Here is a 24910-nt window from a genome sequence, read left to right as displayed (position 1 = left end):
CGTTCTTGGCGATCGTCAGGTTCACGTTGTCGACGGCCGTGCTGTCGCCGAATTTCTTCACGACGTTCTCGATGCGCACGAAGGCGTCGTTCGGTTGAAGCATGTCCGTCGCGATGCGACGCGTCGCGTCAGGTGTACTGAATGAATCCCGTTTCATGATGGTCCGTTTCAGGCAGGTAAGCGAATCTCGGGCGTCACGCGCAACCGGCCGGGCGGTCGCGCGATGCGGACGGCGCGGGACGCATGGCGCGACGAAACAGGCACGACGGGAAGCACGGCGGCCGGCGCGAACCGATCGCGGCCGGCAGCGGCGGCCGCGCCGGCTGTCATGAACATTTCATCGGTTTTCATCGGGCTTTCCGCACGTTTCCGTCGTCTCCAGTGCGAATTTTTAAACCCGTCAAAAACTTTTTGGATCGCGGATTTCCGTTCCGGACATTGAACGGGATCGATGTTTGGAAGGCGGGAGAACGGGGTACGACACGGTCGTACCCCGCGGCGCGGGCGCCCAGCGGCATGGATGCGCTCCGGGCGTCGCGAATGGCAGGGAAAACGCGCAGCCGGGGCGGCTGCAACGCGCGGCCGGTGCGCCGCGCGGATTACTTCATCGTGCGACCGGCGCCAGCCGGCGCCAACCGCGCCGGCCAACGCCGCGCCCGCATCAGAACGGCCTGGTCGGCAGATACTTGCCGTCGAGCGTGATCACCGCGCGCGAACCGCCTTCGGGATCGTCGACCTTCTTCACGTCGAGCCGGAAATTGATCGCGCTGATGATGCCGTCGCCGAACTTCTCGTGCACGAGCGCCTTCAGCGTCGTGCCGTACACCTGCAGCATCTCGTAGAAACGGTAGATGGTCGGATCGGTCGGCACGCGATCGTCGATGCTGCCGCGCAGCGGGATCGTCTGCAGCAGCAGCACCGCGTCGTCGTCGAGGCCGAGCTTGTCGGCGACGATGCGTGCCGCATCGGCGGGCAGCGCATGCTGGCCGAGCAGCGCGGCCGTCACGAACGCCTCGCTCAGGCCGGTGCCTTCGGTGAGTTGCGCGAACGACAGCTGCTTGCGCGCCTTCGCGAGCACGACGGTTTCGGCAAGCGCGTGGCGGGCGGTCTGACTGTGCTGGGACTGGATCATGGCAATTCCTCGTGGTGGGGTGGGAGCGATTCAGGCCGCGACGACGGGCGTCGCGGGCGTGGCGCGGACCTCGGGATGGCCCGCGAGCGATACGAACCGGCCGGCCGCGCCGTCGTAGGCGTCGATGCAGCCCGATTCGATGTCGTACACCCAGCCGTGCAGCGCGAGACGCCCCTCGTCGAGCGCGAGCCGCACGGCAGGGTGCGTCTTCAGGTTCGCCAGTTGCGCGACGACGTTCTCGCGCACCATCGAGTCGATCCGGTCGCGTTCGCTGCGATGCGCACGCGCCTCGTTCACGACGCGCGCCGAATCGGCGTAGCGCAGCCAGTGGCCGACGGCCGGCATGTGGTCCATGCACTGGCAGGTCGCGATCGCGGTCATCGCGCCGCAATCGGAATGCCCGCAGATCACGACGTCGGTCACGCGCAACGCGGCCACCGCGTATTCGACCGACGCCGATACGCCGCCCGGCTCGGGGCCGTACGACGGCACGATGTTGCCGGCGTTGCGGATCACGAACAGGTCGCCCGGCTCGCGCTGCGTGACAAGTTCGGGCACGAGCCGGCTGTCCGAGCACGAGATGAACAGCGCGCGCGGGTTCTGGCTGCGGGCGAGATCCCGGAACAGCGCTGCGCGTTCCGGGTAGGCGTCGCGCTGGAACTTCAGGAAGCCTTCGATGATGTCCTTCATCACGTGTTCTCCGGTGCGGGTGGAATCGATGAAGGGCAGGTTACGCCGGACTTCCCATAAGGTAAAAGACTGATTTATGATCGACCGGATAAGCACGACTTATGAGAACCGCGATGCTCCTGCGCCATATCCACTACTTCCTGGCGGTCGCCGAACACCGCAGCTTCACGCGCGCGGCCGCCGCGCTGCACGTTTCTCAGCCCGCGCTGTCGCAGCAGATCCGCCAGCTCGAGGAGACGCTCGGCGCGCAGCTGTTCGACCGCACCGGGCGCGTCACGCGGCTCACGGACGCCGGCGACGTGTATTTCCGCTATGCGCGGCAGGCGCTGCACGATCTCGCGGAAGGCCGGCGCGCGCTGCACGACGTGCAGGATCTCAGCCGCGGCTCGCTGCGGATCGCACTCACGCCGACCTTCACGAGCTATCTCGTCGGGCCGCTCGTCGAGGCGTTTCACGGCCGCTACCCGGGTGTGTCGCTGTCGGTGCAGGAGATGTCGCAGGAACGCATCGAGGCGCTGCTCGTCGACGACGCGCTCGATGTCGGCATCGCGTTCGACGAGGTGCAGACGGCGGATATCGACGCACGAACGCTGCTGGTCGAGACGCTCGCGCTCGTCGTGAACCGCCGGCATGCGCTGGCCGGAAAACGCAAGGCGGGCCTGCGCGCGCTGCACGACGCCCCGCTCGTGCTGCTGACCGCCGAATTCGCGACGCGCGTGCAGATCGATCGTTATTTCCGCGAGCACGGCGTGCAGCCGCGGGTGGCCATGGAAGCGAATTCGCTGGGGGCGGTCATCGAGATCGTGCGCCGCACGAACCTCGCGACGCTACTGCCCGCGACGATCGCGACCGGGCACGACGATCTCGTCGCCGTCGCACTCGATCCGGCCGTGCTGCGGCGCACGGCCGTGCTGCTGCAGCGCAAGGGGGCGTACCGGAGCGCGGCCGCGCGGGCGTTCGTCGAGCTGGCGCTTGCGCTGGGGAAGGAAAAAGGGAAGCCGGAAGGCGAATCGCGCCCGGCGCGCCGGCACGCGGCTGGCCGATGAACGCCTGCGCCGGATCGGGCCGGCGCGGCGGAACGCGTCAGTTGTAGCCGAGAATCGCGACCGCCGCGACGTCCGGCCGGTCGATCGTATTGCCCACGAGCGAAGTCGTCGGCTCCTGCAGCACGGCCTGATACGACGTCACGCGCGCCGCCTCCGGCACGCCCGCTTCGTCCGCCGCCGATACGTCGAACGCATCGGAACCGCCACGCAACGCTGCTTGCTTCCGCGAAAAAGTCATCTCCACTCCTGATCTCGACCGTGTTATCGATGTCCTAACCGACCTGCTTCAATGCAGCCGCATGCGCCGCTGCCGGCGCCGCGTCCTGCAAGGCCTCCGCGTGCGCGAGCTGCGCGCGCGTGCGCCGCGTGATGTGAATCACCGCGAACACCACCGGCGCGATCAGCAGGCCTTCCGCCAGCTCCGGATCGACCGGCAGGCTCATCACGTGCAGCGCCTTGAACGCCGCGGCCGCGAGCGACAGCACGTAGTACGAAATGGCCGCCACCGACAGCCCCTCGACCGCATGCTGCAGATGCAGCTGATTGCGCGCGGTGCGCTCCATGCCCGCCAGCAGGCGCGTGACGTCCTTTTCCTGCGCGAGATTCACGCGCGTGCGCAGCAGGTCGACCGCACGCGCGATCCGCGCGGCGATCTGCTCGTGACGCGCCCAGACGCTGCGGCAGGTTTCCATCGCCGGCGCGAAGCGCCGCTCCATGAATTCGGCGATCGTCGGCATCCCTTCGATACGCTCCTCGCGCAGCTCGTGAATGCGCGCCAGCACGAGCTTTTCGTACGCACGCGACGCGCTGAAGCGCGCCCCGGATTCCGACAGCGACTCGACCCGCACCGCGAGATGCGTGAGCTTGACGAGCAGCGCCGCGTCGTCGCCGCCGGCGCCGTTCGTGTCCATCCGCTGCATCAGCGCATGCAGCGCCGCGTGGATTTCGTCGAGCTCGCGGCTCATCCGGCGCGCGACCGGCAGCGCGAGCAGCGCCATCATCCGGTACGTCTCGATCTCGTACAGCCGTTGCAGCAGGCGCCCGCCCTGCTCCTCGCGGAAATCCTCGTCGACGACGAGAAACCGCATGAAGCCGTCGTCGCGCACATGCCAGTCGCAGAACACCTTGCCGCCGCCGAGCACGTTGCTGCCGACGAGCGCGGGCCCGTCGATCCAGCGGCGCAGGTCGCCGCAGACGAGCCGCGCGGCGTCGCCCGACAGCAGCTCCATCCGCACCGCGACGAAGCGGATGCCGGCGAGGCGCGCGAACCACGCGGCCGGAATGCCTTCGATCGCGAGGTCGTCGAAATAGCCGGTGTCGCGACGCGGCGCGACGAACGTGAAGGTCGAGAATTCGGTGTGGCGTTCCCACTTCAGGTACCAGCCGCACGGCGACTGCACCGCGTAATGCGTTGCGCCCTCGTGCGGCGCGGCGATGCCGGTGTCGCGGCACAGCGCGTGCAGCAGCGTTTCGTGGATGTCGGGCTGGCCGTCCGCGTAGATCGCGTAATGCGTGAGCGACACGGCTTCGGCGATCCGCAGGAACGGCCGCGCATGCAATTCCGCGGCCAGTACGGCGCGCAACGGATGGTCGATCATCGAAACACCACTTTCCCTGTTCCAGCCTGCGTGCCGGGCGACGTGCCGGCGTGATCGCACTATGGCAGACACACAGCAACAATAAAAACGCATAATGCTGATCGTTACGTTCAGTTTTCCTGATACCCATGAAGATGCTCGATCACGACGTGCTGGCCACCGTCGTCGCCGTCGCGGAAACCGGCAACATGACCCGCGCCGCCGAGGCCGTGAACCGCTCGCAGTCGGCCGTGAGCATGCAGATCAAGAGCCTGGAAGACGCGATCGGGCGGCCGCTGTTCGTGCGCAAGCCGCGCAGCATCGTGCTGACGCGCGAGGGCGAGGTGCTGCTGGGATTCGCCAGACGAATGCTGGCGCTGCGCGACGAGGCATGGGCGGCCGTGGTACGGCCGGAGGTGACCGGCAAGGTCGTGATCGGCGTGCCGGACGACTATGCGTCGTCGCTGCTGCCGTCGGTCCTGAAGAAATTCTCCGCGACCTACCCCAAGGTCGAGATCCAGGTGATCGGGCTGCCGAGCAGCGCGCTCGCGCCGCTGATCAAGGACGGCACCGTCGATCTCGTCTGCGGCACGCGCATCAAGGGGCTGTCCGGCGACTTCATCCGCCACGAGCCGATGGCGTGGGCCGCGATGACGAACGGCCCGCGCGTATGGGAAGAGCGGCCGCTGCCGATCGCCGTGTTCATGCCGGGCAGCGTCGCGCGCGAGAACGCGATTCGCAGCCTCGAACGGGCGAAGGTGCCGTACCGCACCTCCTATGAAAGCCCGAGCCTGCTCGGGCTGCTCAGCATGGTCGAGGCCGGCCTCGCGGTCGCGCCGCTCGCGCGCTGCGCGATTCCCGCGCAACTGTCGATGCTCGGCCGCACGCACGGCCTGCCCGACCTGCCGCCGCTCGAGCTGATCCTCGCGCGCAGCACCAAATCGAAGCGGCCGCCGTGCGACTTCCTCGCGGAACAGTTGATGACGGACCTGCAGCGCCAGACCGGGCAGACCGGCGACGCGTGATCAGCGCGGTGCGTCGAACCCGGCCGCGCCCAGCGCCGTGTTGACGTGCGCGGCCACCGCGTCGACGAGCGCCTCGAGCGTGTCGGCGTACACGTGCATGTGTTCCGGCGCGACGTGCTCGGTGCGTTGCCAGCCCCACTGCGCGCCCGACGCGACCGACAGCGTCGCGCCGTAGCGGTTGCCGTGGCAGCGGCCGAAGGTGCTCACGCGCCGTTCGGCCACATAGTCCTGCTCGGGCAGGCAGAGCCGGATGTCGACCGCGACCTGGTCGCGATCGTTGACGCGCGCGGCCGGGCTGACCGCCGGCGCGAACACCTTGCCGATCCGCAACGTCACGCAGGTTTCCCAGGCCTCGAGCGGCCCGCCGGCGGCGTCGACCCGCTCGGTGTCGACCGACCACTGATGCCCGTCGGGCACGGCGATCGCCTGGTGCAGCAGTACTTCGGCCACGCGCACCGTCGTCACGAGCTGACGCGCGAGCTGCTGGCCCGACGGCAGCGACGCCGTCCGGACGCGACGGCCGGCGGGCCGCGCGACATGCACTGCTTCGGTGAGGTACATGGACACTCCGTATTCAGGATCGGCGCCGCGCACGACGCGGCGCACGCATGGCCGCCGCCGGCAGGCGGACGGCGAACCGGCCTCGCACCGGACGCAAACCGGCCGCGCAAGCCGCGCACGGGCGGCGGCGCGGCTCCGCGTCAGCGGGCTGTCGGCCCGATGTGCAACCGGCGCGCGACCGGCCCGATCACCGCGTCGGCCTGCTGCGCGATCAGCATGTGCAGCGTGAAATCGAGGTCTTCCTGCGCGATGTCGAACTGCACGTGGACGACGTCGCGCACGGCGCGCGCGCTGACGACGTATACACCGAGCGGGGAATGCAGCAGCGCGGCGAGCCGGGCGTGCGCGCGTTCGCCGGAGTCGGCCGTCAGCGTGACGGGCAACGCCAGGCGCGGGCGCGGCGGCGGAAACGGAATGACGTTGGAGCGTACGCCGGCGCGCAACCGGCGGCCGGCGACATCGAAGGCGGGAACGGGACGAATGAAGGTCATGGAGCGGACGGAAGCCGTCACGGCTGTTCGACACAGCCCCAGCTTAGAAGAGACCGCATAAACGTCGTGCAAAAAAACGCAGCGGCGGTGCAAAAAACGGCTTGCCGCGCTTGCTGCCCGCGATGCGGCCCGGCCGCCGCGGGTTGCGACCGGCGGGCATGCCGCAACGCCGCAGCCGCCCGGCGCCCGGTTCCAGGCGTGCGCCGGCCTCCCGTAGCGGCGCGCGCTCCGCTACGCGAACGCCTCGAGCGACGCCCGCCGCCGTTCGTCGACCATCGATTCGATCAGCGACACCAGATCGTCGGTCAGCGGATCGCAGATGCCCGGCGAGCGATGCAGCTCGAGATCCGCCGCCGGCAGCGGCGGCAGCCCGTCCGTCTCGTCGAGCACGCGCCAGTTCTCGGGCAGCGTGCAGCGATCGATCATCGTCACGGCCGCGCCGTGGTTCACCGCGATCTTGATGCCGGTCGGGCTCTGGCTCGTATAGACGACGTGATACGGCCGTTCGGCCGTCGTGAGCGCCTGCAGCCCGCGCTGCCGGTAGCAGCACGTCTCGGGAAACAGCGCGAGCGGCACCGACGCATGCGGGCCGAGCGCGAATTCGCGATGCGCGGCCCATACGACGTCGTGACGGCCGAGCAGCCGCCCGCCCGCGTTCGGCCCGTGCCGCACGACGAGCGCGACGTCGAGCTCGCCGGCCTGCAGCCGTTCGAGCAACTCGAGCGACGTGCGGCAATGCACGTGCAGACGCGCGCCCGGCCGCATCGCATAGAACGATTTCAGCAGGTCGGGCAGCCACAGCTCCGCGTAGTCCTCGGGCAGGCCGAAGCGCACGACGCCACGGTCGCTGCTGGTCTGCTTCAGCGCGATGATCGCGTCGTTCTGCACCTGGATGATCCGCCGCGCGTGGATCAGGAAATTCTCGCCGTCGCGCGACAGTTCGAGCCGCCGGCTGTTGCGCATGAACAGGTGCGTGTCGAGCCGCTCCTCGAGCGTGCGGATCCGCAGGCTGATCGTCGACTGCGTGCGGTGCAGTTGCCGGGCCGCCGCGGTGAAGCCGCCGCTTTCGACGACCGCGACGAAGGCCCGGATCAGCTCCGGATCGAGCGAGGTCAGCTTCGACCAGTCGGGCTTCGAGAAACCGCCGGGCCGCGCCGCCTGCGGCGCCCCGCAGGAAGTCCCCGTGGAGGCGTGCTCCGCCCGGGGGGGCTGTCGCGAAGCGACAGGTTTCTCAATGGCAGCCATCGGAATTACTCGCTTTCGAAAATGGAAGGGAAGACGAAAGATAGGGTTCGGAGTACGCCGATTGTTGTCCAGATGCGCCCGGCCCTCCAACCCCTGCCCGGGTATGACAAACCCGGAGCCGGTGCAGGCAAGTTCACCCGCCGGTCCCGCCCCGCCCGTCGTCGCGACGGCGGCCGAGGCCCGCCCGGCGGGCGTTTGCGCGTCGCGCCAGGGTTTTCACGGAGACGACGAAAACTCATGGCCCGATCAGAAAACATCGATTCACCGGCCGCTCCGCGGCCCACCACAATCGCCTCACACCCAACCTCATCGACGAGACACCGCAATGACCGCATCCCAACCCAGGCAGCTCTACATCGGCGAAGGCTTCGAAGGCCCCGGCGTCAATCTCGCGCACATCAACGTGCTGGTCGGCCCGCGCAACGGCCCGGCGGGCCAGGCGTTCGCCACCGCGCTCGCGACGCCGTCGGCCGGCCACGCGCCGTTCGTCGTGATCGCGCAGCCGGGCGTGCCGACCAAGCCGCTTACGCTGTACGTGAACAAGGCCCAGATCGCGGGCGATTTCCACGGCAATGCCACGTGGGGCGCGTCGCAGGCCGGCATCGCGAAAGCCGTGGCCGAAGCGCTCGAGAACGGCACGCTGCCGCCGGAAGCGGAAAACGACTGGGTCGTCGTGTCCGCGAACTGGGTGAACCCGCAGACCGACGACCTCGACGCCGTGTTCGAGAACAACTACCGCGCGTGCCGCAACGCGATCGTCGCCGCGATGGAAGGGCTGCCGCATCGCGACGCGGTGTTCGCCGCCGCGCGCGACGTGTCGAACCCGTTCTACACGCCGAAAAAGAACTGACAGACAACACGCGGCCGGCCAGGCCGCACCAGGAGGAAGCATGGAATACGTCCGCCTCGGCCAGTCCGGCCTGAAGGTGTCCCGCCTGTGTCTCGGCACGATGAACATGGGCACCCCCGACTGGAAGCCGTGGATCTTCGACGAAGCGCGGAGCGAGCCGATCGTTCGCCGCGCGCTCGACGCCGGCGTCAACTTCATCGATCTTGCCGATTTCTATTCGACGGGCGTCGGCGAGGAAGTGGTCGGCCGCATCCTGAAGCGCAACGCGCGCCGCGAGGAACTCGTCGTGACGACCAAGGTCGGCTACGACATGGGCAGCTACCCGAACGCGGGCGGCCATTCGCGCAAGCACGTGCTCGACGGCATCGACGGCTCGCTGACGCGCCTCGGGATGGATTACGTCGACATCTTCATGCTGCATTTCTTCGACGTGAACACGCCTGTCGAGGAAACCATGAGCACGCTGCACGACATCGTGCGCGCTGGCAAGGCGCGCTATATCGGCGTCTCGACGATGTACACGTGGCAGTTCGCGAAGATCATGCAGGCATGCGAACGAAATGGCTGGGACAAGCCGATCAACATGCAGCTGCAGCTCAACCTCGCGTATCGCGAGGAAGAACGCGAGATGGTGCCGTACTGCATCGACCAGGGCGTCGGCGTGTCGGTGTTCAGCCCGCTCGCGCGCGGCCTGCTCACCTGCGAGCCGCAATCCACGCGCAACCAGACCGATTTCTTCACCGCGCAGATGTACGGCGACGCGTCGTCGCTCGCGATCGCCGCATCGGTCGCGAAGGTCGCGCAGCGGCGCGGCGTGCCGCCCGCGCAGATCGCGCAGGCCTGGGTGCTAAGCCGGCCCGGCATCGCCAGCATGCTGGTCGGCGCGGATTCCGTCGCGCAGTTCGACAGCGCGCTGGGCGCGCTCGAAACGCGGCTCACCGACGAGGAACTGCACGAGCTCGAACGCAACTACACGCCCTGCGACCTGATCAACGACTACACGGCGGGCAAGCGCATCGCGCGCGAGGCGCGCCCGGCGCAGGGCAGCTTCGCGGCGGACTGACGCACGGAAGGAACCACACACGATGAACGAATTTCTGAGAACCGGCCATTACATCGGCGGCGAGTGGCACGAGCCGCACGGCGCGAGCGATGCGACCTATCCAGTTTTGAACCCGGCCACCGGCGAGACGATCGCGAAGGTCGCGCAAGGCGGCGCCGACGACACGCAGCGCGCGATCGACGCGGCCGCGCACGCGTTTCCCGCATGGCGCGCGCTGACCGCGAAGGAGCGCGGCGCGCGCGTGAAGCGCTGGGGCGAGCTGATGCTCGAGCACCGCGACGCGCTCGCCGAGCTGCTGACGCGCGAACAGGGCAAGCCGCTCGCGGAAGCGCGCGGCGAAGTGGCCTACGCGGCCAGCTTTCTCGAGTGGTTCGCGGAAGAAGCGAAGCGCATGTACGGCGACGTGATCCCGAGCCCGAAGCCGAACGCGCAGATCGTCGTCACGCGCGAGCCGGTCGGCGTCGTCGCGGCGATCACGCCGTGGAATTTCCCGCTCGCGATGATCACGCGCAAGGCCGGCCCCGCGCTCGCCGCCGGCTGCACGATGGTGCTCAAGCCGTCCGAGGAAACGCCGTTGTCGGCGTTCGCGCTCGCGGTGCTGGCCGAGCGCGCGGGCGTGCCGGCCGGCGTGTTCAACGTGGTATCGGGCGACGCGGTCGCGATCGGCGAGACGCTGACGAGCTCGTCCGTCGTGCGCAAGCTGTCGTTCACGGGCTCGACGCGGGTCGGCAAGCTGCTCGCGAAGCAGTCGGCCGACACGCTGAAGAAGCTCTCGCTCGAACTCGGCGGCAATGCGCCGTTCATCGTGTTCGACGATGCCGATCTCGATGCGGCGGTCGAGGGCGCGATCGCGTCCAAGTTCCGCAACACGGGGCAGACCTGCGTGTGCGTGAACCGCTTCCTCGTGCAGGACGGCGTGTACGACGCGTTCACGCGCAAGCTCGCTGACGCCGTGCGCAAGCTGCGCGTCGGCAACGCGCTCGCGGGCGAGGTCGACCAGGGGCCGCTGATCAACGCAGCGGCGCTCGCCAAGGTCGAGCGGCACGTGGCCGATGCCGCCGCCAGGGGCGCGAGCGTGCTGACCGGCGGCAAGCGTCACGCGCTCGGCGGCACGTTCTACGAGCCGACCGTGCTGACCGGCATGACGGCCGGCATGCTGATCGCCGAGGAGGAAACCTTCGGCCCCGTCGCCGGCTGCTTCCGCTTCACGACCGAGGAAGAGGCCGTCGCCGCGGCCAACGACACGCCGTTCGGGTTGTCCGCGTACTTCTACACCCGCGACCTCGGTCGCGCATGGCGGGTGTCGGGTGCGCTGGAAAGCGGGATGGTCGGCGTCAACGACGGGATCATCTCGACCGAGGTCGCGCCGTTCGGCGGCGTCAAGCAATCGGGGCTCGGCCGCGAAGGCTCGAAGTACGGCCTCGACGAATACGTGGAACTCAAGTACACGCTGATGGCCGGCCTCGGCCGCTGACCTCTGACCGCCGGCCGCCGTGCGGCCGATCCGCGCCGCGCACCCCGCGGCGCCTCGCACGGCGGCGCGGCGGCGCCTTGCCTCCGCGCGCCGCCTGCGCCACGCACAACAATCCAGGAGGCAGCTTGACCCAAGCCAACGTTCAATCCGGCGCCGCCCGCGCGCTGCCGCCGTCGCGCGGCGCCGACACGCCGCACCGCCCCGTCGCGCTCGACGACGTACCGCTCAACCGCTTCCACGTGAAGATCGCCGGCCTCACGTTCGGCGCGCATTTCACCGAGGGCTACACGCTCGGCACGATCGGCTATGCGCTCGCCGCGCTCGGCAGGCAGATGCCGATCGATGCGTTCTGGATGGGGATGATCGGCAGTTCGGCGCTGATCGGCATCTTCTTCGGCAGCCTCGTGTTCGGCTGGCTGTCCGACCGGATGGGCCGGCAGAAGATCTTCCTGACGAGCTTCGTGATCATCACGGCCGCCGCGTTCGCGCAGTTCTTCGTCACGTCGCCGCTCGAACTGTGCATCCTGCGCGTGCTGATCGGCTTCGGGATGGGCGGCGACTTCACCGTCGGCCACGCGATCCTCGCCGAATTCTCGCCGCGCAAGCATCGCGGCGCGCTGCTCGGCTCGTTCAGCGTGATCTGGACCATCGGCTACGTCGCCGCGAACGTGCTCGGCCTCGCATACGGCGACGCCGCGCCCGATGCGTGGCGTTGGCTGCTCGCGTCGGCCGCGTTGCCCGCGCTGATCGTGCTGGTGCTGCGGATCGGCACGCCCGAATCGCCGCGCTGGCTGCTCGGCCGGGGCCGCGTGCAGGAAGCGCGCGCGATCGTCGCGAAGCATTTCGGGCCGCACGTGCTGCTCGACGGCGCCACCGAGCCGGCCGGGCACGCGGGCTTCGGCCGGCTGTTCCGGCCCGACCTGATCCGCCGCACGATCTTCAACTGCGCGTTCTTCGTGTGCCTCGTGATTCCGTATTTCGCGATCTACACGTTCCTGCCGACGATCCTGAAGACGATCGGCCTCGCCGAAGGCTTCGGCGCGGACCTGCTGCTGAACGGCTTCCTCGTGCTGGGCGCGCTGATCGGCATCTGGCTGACGATCCGGCTGTCGCGGCGCGGCTTCCTGATCGGCTCGTTCGCGGTGACCTGCGCGTCGCTCGTCGCGCTGGCGGTGCTGCCGTCGACGGCGGCCGTCGCGATGATCGTCGCCTTCGCGATCTTCACGCTGACGATGTCGGCGTTCAGCAACCTCGTCGGCGTGTTCCCGCCCGAATGCTTCCCGACCGAAGTGCGCGCCCGCGGCGTCGGCCTGGCGATCGCGTGCAGCCGGCTCGGCTCGGCGATCGGCACGTTCCTGCTGCCGGCCGGCATCGCGACGCTCGGCTTTCACGCGACGATGTTCGCGCTGGCCGGCGTGCTGCTGGCGGGGATGATCGTGTCGATCGCATGGGCGCCGGAAACGAAGCACCTGACGCTGGAGGAGGCGGCCGGGCATTGACGATGAAGGCGGGCGGCTCGCACGGCCCGGGCCGACAGCGATCGCGCCCACGCCGTTCCGTGTCACGATCGTTGACAGATACCGGCGCCGGGCGCGCGGCAGGACACACATGGACCGGGCCGATGCTCGCCACGGCGAAGTCAGCCGCGTCCCATCGCCACGCCCCTCGCCCTACCCCCGCCTCGCCGCCTGCTCCCGCAACCACGCGGCAAACGCGACCACGTGCCCGAGCGCGACGCTCTCCGGCTCGATATCGAGCCAGTAGCCGAACGGCCCGATCGGCTGCACCGGAGACAACCGCACGAGGCTGCCTTCGCCGATCTCCTCCTCGATCATGTTCAGGTCGACAACCGCGAGCCCCGCGCCCTTGCGCGCCGCGCGGATCGCCTGTTCGAGCGTCGAGAACTCGATGCCGTCGCCGATCCGCGCCACCGGCACGCCGGCCTGCTCGCACCAGTCGGCCCACAGCGACAGACGTTTGCCCTCGTGCAGCACATGCAGCGACGGCAAGCGGCCGAGCAGCACGTCGAGCGCATCGCCGCGATAACGCGGCGCGCCGACGAGCGCGTGCCGCTCCATCATCAGCAGCTCCGATTGCATCCCGGCCCGCGCCGCGCGCCCGAAGCGGATGTGGCAATGGCAATCGTCGGCCGGCTCCGTGCGGATCGACAGCTCGACTTCCGGCAGCGCCTCCGCGAGCGTGCCGAGCCGCGGCGAAAACCACTGCGTCGCGAACGTCGGCGGCAGCGATACCGTGAGGCGCCGCTTCGCGCCCGGCCTCTCGGCGGCGACTTCGCCGACGCCGCGCTCGATCGTGTCGAACGCCTGCCCGATGTACGGCAGCAATCGCCGGCCGGCGTCGGTCAGGCGCACGCCCGTATGGTCGCGCTCGAACAGGCGTGCGCCGAGCGCGTCCTCGAGCAGCCGGATCTGCCGGCTGACCGCGCCTTGCGTCACGCACAGCGAAACCGCCGCGCGGTTGAAGCTCAGGTGACGCGCGGTCTCCTCGAAAAATCGCAGTGCGATCAGCGATGGCAGGCGTCGCATGATGTGTGTCCCTTCCGTTCGTATCGTTCATTTCGTTGCCGGCCGGCGCCGCCGGCCACCGGCAGGCAGCCGGGTCGCAACCGGACGCGCCAAGCGCCGCGCCGCGACAACCCGTCGCGCCCGCGCGTCCGGTTGCAGGCATTCATCGTTCCCGCGCCCTCCGCCACCCGCCTACAATAAGCATCCCGCACCAAACACGACACCGCCCCGTGAGACGCAAGATGCCGGCGCTGAATGCGCTGAAAGCCTTCGAGATGGCCGGCCGCACCGGCAGCTTCACGCGCGCGGCCGAACTGCTCAACGTAACGCAGAGCGCGGTGAGCCGCCAGGTCCGCCAGCTCGAGGGCCAGCTCGGCGAAACCCTGCTCGAGCGCCGCCATCACCAGCTCGAACTGACGGCGGCCGGCCGCGTGCTGCTGCGCGCGCTGCAGCAATCGTTCGACAAGATCGAGCTGACCGTGCGCAGCCTGCAGGAAAAAACCCACCTGAACCGCCTGCGCGCGAACGTGCCGCCCACCTTCGCCGCGCGCTGGCTGATGCCGCGTCTCGGCCGGCTGCGCGACGCGCATCCGGAATTCGAGCTGAGCCTCACGACCCGCATCCACGACAGCCTCGGCGAATCGCGCGTGCTCGACTGCGCGATCCGGTTCGGCGACGGCGAATGGGACGGCTTCGACAATGCGCTGCTGATGCAGGAACAGCATATCGCCGTCTGCGCGCCCGCGCTGTATGCGCGGCTGCGACAGGACGGCGCGCCGATCGACCTGAACCGCTTCACGCTGCTGCACGTGCTCGCCACCGACGACCAGCGCTACCTGACCTGGCAGCACTGGCTGAAGGCCGCCGGCATCGCCGACGTCGACACGCGCGGCGGCTACGAGTTCGACCTGCTCGACCACGCGATCCGCGCGGCCATCGACGGCCTCGGCATCACGATCGCCGACCGCCACATGGTCGCCCGCGAGCTCGCGACCGGGCAACTGATGCAGGTGCTCAACGTGCACGTCGACGGCCACCAGTCGTACTGGTTCGTCACGCGCCCCGAGCAGACGAACCTGCCGCACATCGTGCAGTTCCGCGACTGGCTGCAGCAGGAAGTATGGCTCGCGAAACGCCACCTCGAACCGTCGTCGCCGCTGCCGCAAGTGCCGCTGGCCTAGCGCATCCGTCCCCGGCGGCCCCCGGCCGGCCGCCACGGGCGGCATCGCGGCGGTTGCCGCCCCCTTGCGCATGCGGCCCCGCCGGAAACCACGACCCGGCCGCCGCCCGTTCCGCTCCCGCTCCCGCTCCCGGCCCGTGCCAACGCAGCCTTACCCGACGGGCAACTCCCGCCGGTGCGTCGAGTAACGTGCATTTTTCTCATGCTCGACGCGAAAATAAGTCGTTTGCCGTGCGCTAAACGCATGAACAGAATGGCCTTTATCCCGTGCAGCGGTGTCGCCACCCGAAGCGATCCGCGCGCACCCAACGGAGGAGCCACTTCATGCGTACCGAACGCAACTACGTGAACGGCCGTTTCGTCGCCCCGGAAAGCGACGCGTTCATCGTCGTCCACAACCCCGCCACCGAAGCGCCGTTCGCGCGCGTGCCCGCCGCGACGCCGGCCGCCGCGCGCGCCGCCGTCGACGCCGCGGCCGCCGCGCAGAAGTCGTGGCGCACGCTGCCGAGCGCCGAGCGCGCCGCCTGCCTGCACCGCTTCGCCGACGCGCTGACCGCCCGCGCGCCGGACATCGGCGCGGCGCTCGCCCAGGAATCCGGCAAGAGCGTCGAGGACGCGTCGAACGAAGCCGTCTACGCGGGCCAGATCACGCGCTACCACGCCGAGTGGGCGCGCCGGATCGAGGGCGAGATCATCCCGAGCGACACGCCCGACGAGAACCTGTTCCTGCAGCGCGAGCCGATCGGCGTCGTCGCATGCCTGATCCCGTTCAACTACCCCGTCTACACGCTGCTGCGCAAGGTCGCGCCCGCGCTGATCGCGGGCAACACCGTGGTCGTGCGGCCGAGCAACCATACGCCGGTGTCCGCGTTCGAGATCGCGAAGGCCGCCGACGAGGCGGGCTTCCCGCCGGGCGTGGTCAACATCCTGACGATGGACCACGCGACGGCCGAGGCGCTGTGCACGCATCCGGCAGTCGGCATGATCACGCTGACGGGCAGCGTGAACGCGGGCCGCAAGGTGCTCGACTACTGCAAGGAAAACATCGCGAAGCCGTCGCTCGAACTCGGCGGCAAGACGCCCGCGATCATCGAGCCCGACGCCGATCTCGAACGCGCGGCCGCCGCCCTCGTCGCGTCGAAGACGACCCATTGCGGCCAGCTCTGCACGGCCATCGAGCGCGTGTACGTGCACGACAGCGTGCACGACCGCTTCGTCGCGCTGCTCAAGGAGAAGATGGCCGCCGTCCGCAGCGGCGACCGCGCGGCCGATCCGTCGAACATGGGCCCGCTCGTCAGCGCGTCGGCGCGCGCGCACATCCACGGGATGGTCGAGCGCGCGGTCGCGGCCGGCGCGACGCTCGAGACCGGCGGCGCGATCCCCGCCGGCCCCGGCTTCTTCTACCCGGCCACGTTGCTGACGCACTGCCGGCAGGACATGGAAATCGTGCAGGAGGAAACCTTCGGCCCGGTCCTGCCCGTGCTGCGCTACCGGACGATCGACGAGGCCGTCGGCTTCGCGAACGACCACCAGTTCGGCCTGTCGTCGGTGCTCTACACCGAGCACTACCGCACTGCGATGAAGGTCGCGAACGCGATCGAGGCGGGCGAGCTGTACGTGAACCGCACGCCGGCCGATCCGTACCAGGGCTTCCATGCCGGCTGGAAACGCTCGGGCCTCGGCGGCGACGACGGCAAGCACGGAATGCTCGAATTCACGCAGACGCGCCTCGTCGTCATGAAGTACTGACGCCGCGGCGCCGACGCGCCCGTTCCGGCGCGCGCCGACACCCGATCGCGCGCGCCGGCCCCGACCCGAACTCATCAAAACAAATCTGCAGACTTCCGCGTGAAGGAAGTCTGATGGAGGAAGACATCATGCCGACCCAACCGTCGACGCCCGCGGCGTCGCTCGCGTTGCAGGACACGACGCCCGACGCCGGCGTGTCGCAGCACACGCGTGCGCAGCGCTACCTGCAACTGCTGCTGCTCGTGATCGCCGCGGGCGCCATCTATCCGATGCTGTACCTGCGGCAGGTGTACCAGCCGACCATGCTGCAGTTCTTCCGCATCGACGACGTGCAGCTCGGCTACCTGTATTCGTCGCTCGGCACGATCTTCCTGATCAGCTACCTGCCGAGCGGCTGGCTCGCCGACCGCCTGTCGCCGCGCTGGCTGATCTGCTTCTCGCTGGTCGCGACGGGCGCGCTCGGGCTCGTCTATGCCACCGGGCCGTCGTTCGACATGCTCGTGCTGATCTTCGGCGGCTGGGGGCTGACCACCGGCCTCACGTTCTGGGCGGCCGTGATCAAGCGCGTGAACATGATCGCCGGGCCCGACGAGCAAGGCCGCTTCTTCGGGCTGCTCGACGGCGGCCGCGGGCTCGTCGAGGCGCTGCTCGCGACGATCGCGATCACGCTGTTCGCGTACGTCACGCAGGCGCACGGCGGCACCGACGCGGCCGGCTTCAGGCTGGTCGTGCATCTCTACGCATTCTTCTGCATCGCGCTCGGCGTGCTGCTGGCACTCGTGAAGGATCCGTCGCGCACCGGCGAACGCCCGGCGGCCACGCGGCGCGGCGCCGACGGCGACCGCCGGGGCAACGTGCTGACCGACCTGAAGACGCTCGCGACCATTCCCGAGCTGTGGCTCGTCGCGGCGATCGTGTTCTGCGGCTACCAGGTGTTCTGGGCGACCTACAGCTTCTCCGCGTACCTGCACGAAGGCAATTTCGGGCTGAGCGCGACGGCGGCCGGCTTCATCACGACGCTCAAGCTGTGGATGCGCCCGGTCGGCGGCATCGGCGGCGGGTTTCTCGGCGACCGCGTGTCGAAGGTGTCGGTGCTGTTCTGGGCGCTCGTGCTCGCCGCGCTGTCGCTCGTCGGGCTGATCGCCGCGCCGCCGCACAGCCCGCAGGCGATGCTCGTCGTGCTGGTGCTGTTCATCGGCATCCTCACCTACACGATCCGCGGCCTGTACTGGTCGCTGCTCGACGACTGCAAGGTGCCGACGCATTGCGCGGGCCTCGCGATCGGCCTGATCTCGGTGCTCGGCTATTCGCCCGACGTGTTCGTGCCGCTGATCAACGGCTACGTGACGCAGACCTGGCCGGGCGCGCACGGCTACCAGCTCTATTTCGGCTATATCGCGGCCATCGCGCTCTGCGGCGCGGGCGCCGCCGCCTTCCTCAAATACCGCCTCAACCGCCTCCAGGAGTCCGCATGAAGATCGTTTCGCTCGAAACCCATATCGTCGCCGTGCCGCCGCCGCATGTCGGCGGGATGTACTGGATCTTCGTGAAGCTGAAGACCGACGACGGCATCGAAGGCGTCGGCGAGATCTATTCGGCGACGTTCGGCCCGAAGGCGATGGCCCCGATCATCGACGACGTATTCGAACGCCATCTGCTGAACCGCGACCCGCATCACGTCGAGCGGCTGTTCCGCCAGGCGTATTCGAGCGGCTTCACGCAGCGGCCCGACCTGACGATGATGGGCGTCGTCAGCGGCCTCGAAATGGCCTGCTGGGACATCGTCGGCAAGGCCGCCGGCAAGCCCGTGTACGAGCTGCTCGGCGGCAAGATCCACGAGCGGCTGCGTTCGTACACCTACCTGTACCCGAAGAACGCGCGCGGCGAATACGACTACGACGATCCCGATCTCGCCGCCGAATGCGCGGCCGAGAACGTGAAGCTCGGCTTCACGGCCGTCAAGTTCGACCCGGCCGGCCCGTACACGGCCTACTCCGGCCACCAGCTGTCGCTCGAGGTGCTCGACCGCTGCGAGACGTTCTGCCGCAAGGTGCGCGAGGCGGTCGGCAACAAGGCCGACCTGCTGTTCGGCACGCACGGGCAGATGGTGCCGTCGTCGGCGATCCGGCTCGCGAAGCGGCTCGAGAAGTACGACCCGCTGTGGTTCGAGGAACCCGTGCCGCCGGGCCAGGAAGACGCCATGGCGCAGGTCGCACGGCACACGTCGATTCCGATCGCGGCCGGCGAGCGCCTGACGACCAAGTACGAATTCCACAAGCTGCTGCAGGCGGGCGGCGCGTCGATCCTGCAACTGAACGTCGCGCGCGTGGGCGGGCTGCTCGAGGCGAAGAAGATCGCGACGCTCGCCGAAGTGCACTACGCGCAAATCGCGCCGCACCTGTACAACGGGCCGGTGGGCGCGGCGGCGAGCATCCAGCTCGCCACCTGCACGCCGAACTTCCTGATCCAGGAAAGCATCATGACGTGGGGCGGCTTCCATGCGGAAGTCGTGAAGACGCCGATCCGCTGGGAGGACGGCTACATCGTCCCGTCGAACGAGCCCGGCCTCGGCATCGAGCTCGACATGGACGTCGTGAAGCGCCACACGCCGTACACCGGCGAGCGGCTGCACCTGCAGATGGGCGAACGCCCCGTCGACGTGAAGGACCTGGCCCCCGCGAAGGGCTGAGCGCGAAGGAAGCGACATGACTTACGACTACATCATCGTCGGCGCGGGTTCGGCCGGCTGCATCCTCGCGAACCGGCTGAGCGAATCGGGCCGGCACTCGGTGCTGCTGCTCGAAGCGGGCGAGCGCGACGCGTCGTTCTGGTTCAGGGTGCCGGTGGGCTTCACGAAGACCTACTACAACCGCCGCTACAACTGGATGTACTACAGCGAGCCCGAAGCGCAGCTCGGCGACCGTCAGTTGTACTGCCCGCGCGGCAAGGTGGTCGGCGGGTCGGGGTCGATCAACGCGATGGTCTACGTGCGCGGCCAGCGCAGCGACTACGACGACTGGGCGGCCGCCGGCAACCCGGGCTGGGGATACGACGACGTGCTGCCGTATTTCCGCAAGCTCGAGACGCATGCGGCCGGTGCGACCGACCCGCGACATCACGGCACGACGGGGCCGATCCACATCACGTCGATGAAGGCCGACGTGCATCCCATCGTCCATGAATTCCTGAAGGGCTGCGAGCAACTGAACCTGCCGCGCACCGACGATTTCAACGGCGCGCGGTTCGAAGGCGCGGGCATCTACGACCTGAACACGAAGAACGGCGAGCGCTGTTCGAGCAGCGTCGCGTATCTGCGGCCCGCGCTGGGGCGCGCCAACCTCACGCTGCGCCCGGGCGTGCTGGTGCGGCGCGTGACGTTCGACGGCACGCGCGCGACCGGTGTGGTCGTCGCGGGCGCGCACGGCGACGAAACGCTCGTCGCCGCGCGCGAGGTGATCCTCGCGGCCGGCGCGGTCGATACGCCGAAGCTGCTGCAACTGTCGGGCGTCGGCGATCCGGCGCTGCTCGCGCAGCGCCGCGTGCCGCTCGTGCATGCGCTGCCGGCCGTCGGCCGCAACCTGCAGGATCACCTGTGCGTGAGCTTCTACTTCAAGGCGAACCGGCCGACGCTGAACGACGAGATGGGTACGCTCGTCGGCAAGCTGAAGATCGGGCTGCGCTATCTGCTGACCCGGCGCGGGCCGCTCGCGATGAGCGTGAACCAGGCCGGCGGCTTCTTCCGCGGCACGGACGATGCGCAGGAGCCGAATATCCAGCTCTACTTCAACCCGCTGTCGTACCGGATTCCGAAAAGCGACCGCGCGAGCATCAAGCCCGAGCCATATTCGGGTTTCCTGATCGCGTTCAACCCGTGCCGGCCGACGAGCCGCGGCACGATCGAGATCGCGTCGGACCGCGCGGAGGATGCCGCGAAGATTCACGTCAACGCGCTCACCACGCAGAAGGATCTCGACGAGGCCGTGCAGGGCAGCAAGGTGATCCGTGCGCTGATGCGCGCGCCGGCGCTGAAGTCGATGACGGTCGAGGAAATCTCGCCGGGGCCGCAGGTCGACTCGGACGAGGCGATGCTGCAGTACTTCCGCGAGCAGTCGGGATCGATCTACCACCTGTGCGGCTCGTGCGCGATGGGGCCCGACGCGGCGACGTCGGTAGTCGACGCGTCGTTGCGCGTGCACGGTCTGCAGGCGCTGCGCATCGTCGATGCGTCGGTGTTCCCGAACATCACGTCGGGCAACATCAACGCGCCGACGATGATGGTCGCGGAGAAAGGCGCGGATCTGATCCTGGCGGATGCGATGCGGGCGCAGCAGGCCGGCGTGCCGTCGACGCAACGGGAGGCGGTCGCCCAGTGACGCGGCGCCGGCAGGATCGACGGCCGCCGCCGGGCCTCAGCCGTTCCCGGCGTCCACGATCTGCCGGCAAACCTTCACGATCAGGTCCCGCAGCCCGGCATGCACCGCGTCCCGGTCGAAGCGGGGATGCCACATGATCGAGATCGCCAGCCCGGGCGTGGCGACCGGCAGCTCGAACGTCACGACGTCTCGCCGGGCCTCGGCGGTGTGCTTCTCGGGCACCTGCACGATCCAGTCCGAACGCTGGGCCAGCTCGATGCCCGACTTGAAGTTCGGCACCACCGCGATGACGTTCCGCTCACGCCCCTGCTCGCCGAGCGCATCGTCGATCGGCCCGTGGAAACGCCCTTTGCGCGACACGCTGATGTGCGGCACGGACAGGTAGGCATCCAGCGTCATCCGGCGCCGCGCCAGCCGATGGCCTTTGCGCAGCACACCGACCATCCGGTCGTCGAACAGCTTGCGGATCATGATCTCCGGCCCCGTCTCGCCGATCACGCCGATTTCGATATCGACTTCGCCGCTGCGCAGGCGCGCCACCGTCTTCTCGTGCTTGGGCAGGAACCGCAGCCTGGCATGCGGCCATGCCTCGTGCGCCTGCGCAATGATGGGCACCGCGAACGAATCGATGAACCCGTCGTTGGCGCTGATGTTGAACACGCGTTGCGCGTCGATCGACCGGTGCTGCGCACCGAGCAGCAGTTCCACATCCTGAAGGATGCGGTCGAGCGGCGCCTTCAGCCGCCGCGCCGTTTCGGTCGCCACCATGCCCTTGCCCGCGCGCACCAGCACCTTGTCGCCGATCGCGTCCTGAACCCGGGCAAGGGTCCGGCTCATCGCGGACGGGCTCAAATCGAGGCTGTGCGCCGCACGCGACACGCTTTCCTCGTCGATCAGCGCCTTCAGCGCCAGCAGCAGGTTCAGGTCGATCCGGTTCAACGCCGCGCTCCTCGCAGATTTGCATCGGATGCATCATATATCTGACAAACCTGCACTGTACACACACCATCCCCGCTCCTACCATTCGTGCAACCGAACGGAGGAACACATGGAAACGATGCAGGTACACGACGCGCAATTGCGCGAATCGCTGATAAAGGACTGGCAGGAGCATACGAAGCAGCCGATGGCGGTCGCGACCCGCCTGCGGGAACGGCTGGCGCTCCCGATGGGCGCGCAGGATCTCGTCGAATTGGCGGCGCTCGTGGCGCACGTATTCGGCGAGCATCTCGGCGACTGGGAAGCGGGAATGGACGCGCTCGAACGGCTCGTGAACGCGCACGACGATGCACCGGCCGATGCGCGCCGGCGGATCGACCGCCAGCATGCGGTGCTCGAGAAATCGCGGGACGTGCATGCGCCGCTCGACCGGTTCGACGCCGACGATCGCCTCTACATCACGGCGCTCGCGCTCCCGGCGATCACGCTTCAACAATCCGCGGCGGAAGCGGAAGCGGCATTCGCCGAAGCGATGCAGCTGCTCGCGTCCAGCGACCGCCACGAGCACCGCCGGCTGTTCGGCGTGGTCACGGCCAATCTCGTCTGCGACCTGCTGGAGCGTTCGGCCCTGTCGGCTGCCAGGCGGCGCCTGCTGATCCTGCTCGCGGAGAAAAGCCACGCGCTCTGGCTGCAGGACGGCGACGAGACGGACCGGGAGAAGGCCGCGTTCCGGCTGACGCAGAGTTACCAGAAATGCAGGACGCCTGACAACTACGGCAGCGGGCGCTATCCGCGCTATCTGTCGATCGAGCCGTAACGGCAGGCGATACACGACCCGAAACGCAACTCGGCGCGGCGCGTTGCACCGCTCCGATCGGCGCGGACAGCGCGCAGCCCGTTGCAACCTGCCGTCCTTCCGGCTCGCGTCACACGTGCCCGCCATCCCCCCACGCACCGCCCGACGCCGGCACGGCGTCGAACACCCGCACGATGTGATCGATCATCGCGCTCATCCGCGCGGTATGCCGCAAATCCTTGTGCGTCACCATCCAGACTTCATAGGGACGCGCCGACGTGCGCGCCGGCCACACGCGCACGAGCCCGTCGCGCGCCGCGATCGGCACCGGGAGTTCGGCGAGCCCGAGCCCGGCGCGCGCCGCCGCGCGCAGCATGAGATTCGAATTCAGTCCCGACACGATCCGCCCGGCGCGAACCGGCTCGCCGACCACGGTGAGCGGGCCGCGCGCATTCAGGTGCGGCAGGAAGCACACGAGATCGTGGCCGTCGAAGCCGGTGCCCGGCACCGGTTCGCCATGCCGGTCCAGATAGTCCGCCGACGCGTACAACCCGGTCGGCCACGCAGCGAGCCGGCGCATGAGCAGATCGGGATTGTCGGGCTTGATCGTGCGGATCGCGATGTCCGCCTCGCGCTTGGCCAGGTTCTCCACCTGCGTCGACGTGTTGAGCAGCACGCGCACGTCCGGATGCTCGTCGTGCAGGTTGCGCATCGCGTGCATCACGAATTCGAGCCCGATCGTATCGGTCGTCGTCACGCGCACGTCGCCCGCCAGGCGCCGGTCGACGCCCTGGGTCTGCCGCATCAGATCGATCGCCGACTGTTCCATCTTCTCCACGTTGCGCAGCGCGACCTCGCCCACCGCGGTCGGCACGTAACCGGCCGACGTGCGCAGGAACAGCGTCGCGCCGAGCGCGCGCTCGAGTGCCGCGAGCCGCCTGCCGACCGTCGCCTGGTCGAGCCCGACCACCCGCGCGGCGCCGCGCAGGCTGCGTTCCCGGTGGATGGCGAGAAAAATCCGCGCGTCGTCCCAGTTCAAGCGCCTTCTCCTGATGTGATGCAAATTTGCATCTGTGGTCGTGAAAATCGCTGCGCGAATTCATCAAGGCCCAAGCCTATACTTTTTTCACCGACCACTCATCTGTCTTGTCGAGGCAAACATGTCCGATTCGCTCTCCCCCGTTCCCGCCGACATGGCGGCAGTCGAAATCACCCGCCCCGGCGGCCCCGACGTCCTGGCGACGGCACGTCGCCCCGTGCCGCGGCCGAAGGCCGACGAAGTGCTGATCCGGGTTCACGCCGCCGGCGTGAACGGCCCGGACGTGCTGCAACGCAAGGGGTTCTACAACCCGCCGCCGGGCGCATCCGACCTCCCGGGCCTGGAAATCGCGGGCGAAGTCGTCGCGACCGGCGAAGCCGTGCACGGCTTCGCGCCGGGCGACCGGGTCAGCGCGCTGGTGACGGGCGGCGGCTATGCGGAATACGCGGTCGCCCATCACCTCACGACGATGAAGCTGCCGCCCGGCCTCGACATGATCGAAGCCGCGGCGATGCCGGAAACGTTCCTGACGGTCTGGCTGAACCTGATCCAGCGCGGGCGGCTGCAGGCGGGCGAATCGGTGCTGATCCACGGCGGCGCGTCGGGCATCGGCACCACCGCGACGATGATCGCGAAGGCGATGGGCGCATCGACCGTCATCACGACAGTCGGCTCGGAAGCGCATCGCGCCGCGAGCCTGCGGCTCGGCGCGGATCACGCGGTGCATTACCGCGAGCAGGATTTCGTCGCCGAAGTCGAAACGATCACGGGCGGCAAGGGCGTGGACGTGATCCTCGACATCATCGCGGGCGACTACGTCGCGCGCAATTACCGGGCCGCGGCGATGAACGGGCGGATTCTGCAGGTGAGCGCGCTCAACGGGCCGGCGAAGGAGCTCGACGTTTGGCCCATGATGACCAAGCGCCTGACGCACATCGGTTCGACGCTGCGCTCGCGCACGCCGGAGGAAAAAGGCGCGCTCATCGCCGAACTCGAACGGCACCTGTGGCCGCACGTCGCGGCCGGTACGGTCAGGCCGCAGGTGTTCTGCACCTTCCCGCTCGACGACGCGCGCGACGCGCACGTGCTGATCGACTCGGGCGTGCACATCGGCAAGATCGTGCTGACGACGGCCGCGCACCGCGCGGCCTGACC

The 24910-nt window shown here is 68.8% G+C and carries 23 protein-coding genes and 1 pseudogene; 13 read left to right on the top strand and 11 right to left on the bottom strand.

The window, feature by feature from the left end; all coding sequences use genetic code 11:
• The 3 genes and pseudogenes from GQ56_RS43830 to GQ56_RS0103895 all read right to left on the bottom strand — a co-directional run.
• Positions 1 to 157: pseudogene (locus GQ56_RS43830) on the bottom strand (polyamine ABC transporter ATP-binding protein); the annotation flags it as partial.
• Positions 158 to 661: 504 nt separating this feature from the next.
• Positions 662 to 1132, bottom strand: a complete 471-nt coding sequence (cynS, locus tag GQ56_RS0103900) for a cyanase (RefSeq protein WP_031397403.1) — start codon at positions 1130 to 1132, stop codon at positions 662 to 664.
• 30 nt (positions 1133 to 1162) lie between these two features.
• Complete coding sequence (locus tag GQ56_RS0103895) at positions 1163 to 1822, bottom strand: carbonic anhydrase (protein ID WP_031397402.1); 660 nt, start codon at positions 1820 to 1822, stop codon at positions 1163 to 1165.
• A gap of 113 nt (positions 1823 to 1935) precedes the next feature.
• On the opposite strand from GQ56_RS0103895, the gene cynR reads away from it, so the two are divergent.
• Complete coding sequence (gene cynR, locus GQ56_RS0103890) at positions 1936 to 2868, top strand: transcriptional regulator CynR (protein WP_031397401.1); 933 nt, start codon at positions 1936 to 1938, stop codon at positions 2866 to 2868.
• 37 nt (positions 2869 to 2905) lie between these two features.
• Here the strand turns inward: cynR and GQ56_RS0103885 are convergent, their stop codons facing one another.
• Both GQ56_RS0103885 and GQ56_RS0103880 read right to left on the bottom strand, forming a co-directional pair.
• Positions 2906 to 3106 (bottom strand): hypothetical protein, encoded by a 201-nt coding sequence (locus tag GQ56_RS0103885; protein WP_031397400.1) that lies wholly within the window; start codon positions 3104 to 3106, stop codon positions 2906 to 2908.
• Between the two features lie 34 nt (positions 3107 to 3140).
• A complete protein-coding gene (locus GQ56_RS0103880) occupies positions 3141 to 4466 on the bottom strand; it encodes a DUF3422 family protein (protein WP_031397399.1) in 1326 nt (441 codons plus the stop codon).
• A 128-nt stretch (positions 4467 to 4594) separates the two neighbouring features.
• Between GQ56_RS0103880 and GQ56_RS0103875 the strand changes: the two genes are divergently transcribed.
• Positions 4595 to 5470, top strand: a complete 876-nt coding sequence (locus tag GQ56_RS0103875; protein ID WP_031397398.1) for a LysR family transcriptional regulator — start codon at positions 4595 to 4597, stop codon at positions 5468 to 5470.
• Here GQ56_RS0103875 and GQ56_RS0103870 read toward each other — a convergent pair whose 3' ends face one another.
• From GQ56_RS0103870 to GQ56_RS0103860, 3 genes are all read right to left on the bottom strand, one after another.
• Positions 5471 to 6031 carry a hypothetical protein gene (locus tag GQ56_RS0103870; RefSeq protein ID WP_031397397.1) on the bottom strand — a complete coding sequence of 187 codons (561 nt, stop codon included), beginning with the start codon at positions 6029 to 6031 and terminating at the stop codon, positions 5471 to 5473.
• Between the two features lie 140 nt (positions 6032 to 6171).
• Positions 6172 to 6522 carry a hypothetical protein gene (locus tag GQ56_RS0103865; protein WP_031397396.1) on the bottom strand — a complete coding sequence of 117 codons (351 nt, stop codon included), beginning with the start codon at positions 6520 to 6522 and terminating at the stop codon, positions 6172 to 6174.
• A 231-nt stretch (positions 6523 to 6753) separates the two neighbouring features.
• Positions 6754 to 7767 (bottom strand): LysR family transcriptional regulator, encoded by a 1014-nt coding sequence (locus GQ56_RS0103860; RefSeq protein ID WP_235212617.1) that lies wholly within the window; start codon positions 7765 to 7767, stop codon positions 6754 to 6756.
• Between the two features lie 325 nt (positions 7768 to 8092).
• On the opposite strand from GQ56_RS0103860, the gene fae reads away from it, so the two are divergent.
• The 4 genes from fae (at position 8093) to GQ56_RS0103840 (ending at position 12653) form a co-directional block, all read left to right on the top strand.
• Positions 8093 to 8617, top strand: coding sequence for a formaldehyde-activating enzyme (gene fae, locus GQ56_RS0103855; RefSeq protein ID WP_031397394.1), 525 nt, complete (start codon positions 8093 to 8095; stop codon positions 8615 to 8617).
• A 40-nt stretch (positions 8618 to 8657) separates the two neighbouring features.
• Positions 8658 to 9680, top strand: coding sequence for an aldo/keto reductase (locus GQ56_RS0103850; RefSeq protein ID WP_031397393.1), 1023 nt, complete (start codon positions 8658 to 8660; stop codon positions 9678 to 9680).
• A gap of 22 nt (positions 9681 to 9702) precedes the next feature.
• Positions 9703 to 11154 carry an NAD-dependent succinate-semialdehyde dehydrogenase gene (locus GQ56_RS0103845; RefSeq protein ID WP_031397392.1) on the top strand — a complete coding sequence of 484 codons (1452 nt, stop codon included), beginning with the start codon at positions 9703 to 9705 and terminating at the stop codon, positions 11152 to 11154.
• Positions 11155 to 11279: 125 nt separating this feature from the next.
• The gene (locus tag GQ56_RS0103840; RefSeq protein ID WP_031397391.1) at positions 11280 to 12653 is read left to right on the top strand and encodes an MFS transporter; all 1374 of its coding nucleotides are present in this window, start codon (positions 11280 to 11282) and stop codon (positions 12651 to 12653) included.
• A gap of 171 nt (positions 12654 to 12824) precedes the next feature.
• On the opposite strand, the gene GQ56_RS0103835 is transcribed toward GQ56_RS0103840, so the two are convergent.
• Positions 12825 to 13700 carry a LysR family transcriptional regulator gene (locus tag GQ56_RS0103835; RefSeq protein ID WP_031397390.1) on the bottom strand — a complete coding sequence of 292 codons (876 nt, stop codon included), beginning with the start codon at positions 13698 to 13700 and terminating at the stop codon, positions 12825 to 12827.
• Between the two features lie 221 nt (positions 13701 to 13921).
• Between GQ56_RS0103835 and GQ56_RS0103830 the strand changes: the two genes are divergently transcribed.
• The 5 genes from GQ56_RS0103830 to GQ56_RS0103810 all read left to right on the top strand — a co-directional run bounded on the left by GQ56_RS0103830 (position 13922) and on the right by GQ56_RS0103810 (position 20981).
• Positions 13922 to 14860 (top strand): LysR substrate-binding domain-containing protein, encoded by a 939-nt coding sequence (locus GQ56_RS0103830; RefSeq protein ID WP_011356424.1) that lies wholly within the window; start codon positions 13922 to 13924, stop codon positions 14858 to 14860.
• Positions 14861 to 15183: 323 nt separating this feature from the next.
• The gene (aldA, locus tag GQ56_RS0103825; protein ID WP_031397389.1) at positions 15184 to 16608 is read left to right on the top strand and encodes an aldehyde dehydrogenase; all 1425 of its coding nucleotides are present in this window, start codon (positions 15184 to 15186) and stop codon (positions 16606 to 16608) included.
• Between the two features lie 128 nt (positions 16609 to 16736).
• Positions 16737 to 18083 (top strand): MFS transporter, encoded by a 1347-nt coding sequence (locus GQ56_RS0103820; protein WP_031397388.1) that lies wholly within the window; start codon positions 16737 to 16739, stop codon positions 18081 to 18083.
• Complete coding sequence (locus tag GQ56_RS0103815; protein WP_031397387.1) at positions 18080 to 19297, top strand: mandelate racemase/muconate lactonizing enzyme family protein; 1218 nt, start codon at positions 18080 to 18082, stop codon at positions 19295 to 19297. Before GQ56_RS0103820 ends, GQ56_RS0103815 begins: the two co-directional genes overlap by 4 nt.
• 16 nt (positions 19298 to 19313) lie before the next feature.
• Complete coding sequence (locus GQ56_RS0103810; RefSeq protein WP_031397386.1) at positions 19314 to 20981, top strand: GMC family oxidoreductase; 1668 nt, start codon at positions 19314 to 19316, stop codon at positions 20979 to 20981.
• Between the two features lie 36 nt (positions 20982 to 21017).
• On the opposite strand, the gene GQ56_RS0103805 is transcribed toward GQ56_RS0103810, so the two are convergent.
• Positions 21018 to 21920, bottom strand: coding sequence for a LysR family transcriptional regulator (locus GQ56_RS0103805; protein WP_031397385.1), 903 nt, complete (start codon positions 21918 to 21920; stop codon positions 21018 to 21020).
• A 109-nt stretch (positions 21921 to 22029) separates the two neighbouring features.
• Here GQ56_RS0103805 and GQ56_RS0103800 point away from each other — a divergent pair, with 109 nt between their 5' ends.
• Positions 22030 to 22737 (top strand): hypothetical protein, encoded by a 708-nt coding sequence (locus GQ56_RS0103800; protein ID WP_031397384.1) that lies wholly within the window; start codon positions 22030 to 22032, stop codon positions 22735 to 22737.
• Between the two features lie 109 nt (positions 22738 to 22846).
• Here GQ56_RS0103800 and GQ56_RS0103795 read toward each other — a convergent pair whose 3' ends face one another.
• On the bottom strand, positions 22847 to 23755 hold the full coding sequence (locus GQ56_RS0103795; RefSeq protein WP_052007141.1) for a LysR family transcriptional regulator: 909 nt from the start codon (positions 23753 to 23755) through the stop codon (positions 22847 to 22849).
• Between the two features lie 121 nt (positions 23756 to 23876).
• Here GQ56_RS0103795 and GQ56_RS0103790 point away from each other — a divergent pair, with 121 nt between their 5' ends.
• Positions 23877 to 24908, top strand: coding sequence for an NAD(P)H-quinone oxidoreductase (locus GQ56_RS0103790; protein ID WP_031397382.1), 1032 nt, complete (start codon positions 23877 to 23879; stop codon positions 24906 to 24908).
• Positions 24909 to 24910: the final 2 nt, after the last annotated feature.

Origin of the sequence: Burkholderia paludis, assembly GCF_000732615.1 — a bacterium.
Taxonomy (GTDB): Bacteria; Pseudomonadota; Gammaproteobacteria; order Burkholderiales; family Burkholderiaceae; genus Burkholderia; species Burkholderia paludis.
This window is presented reverse-complemented; position numbering and strand designations above follow the sequence as displayed.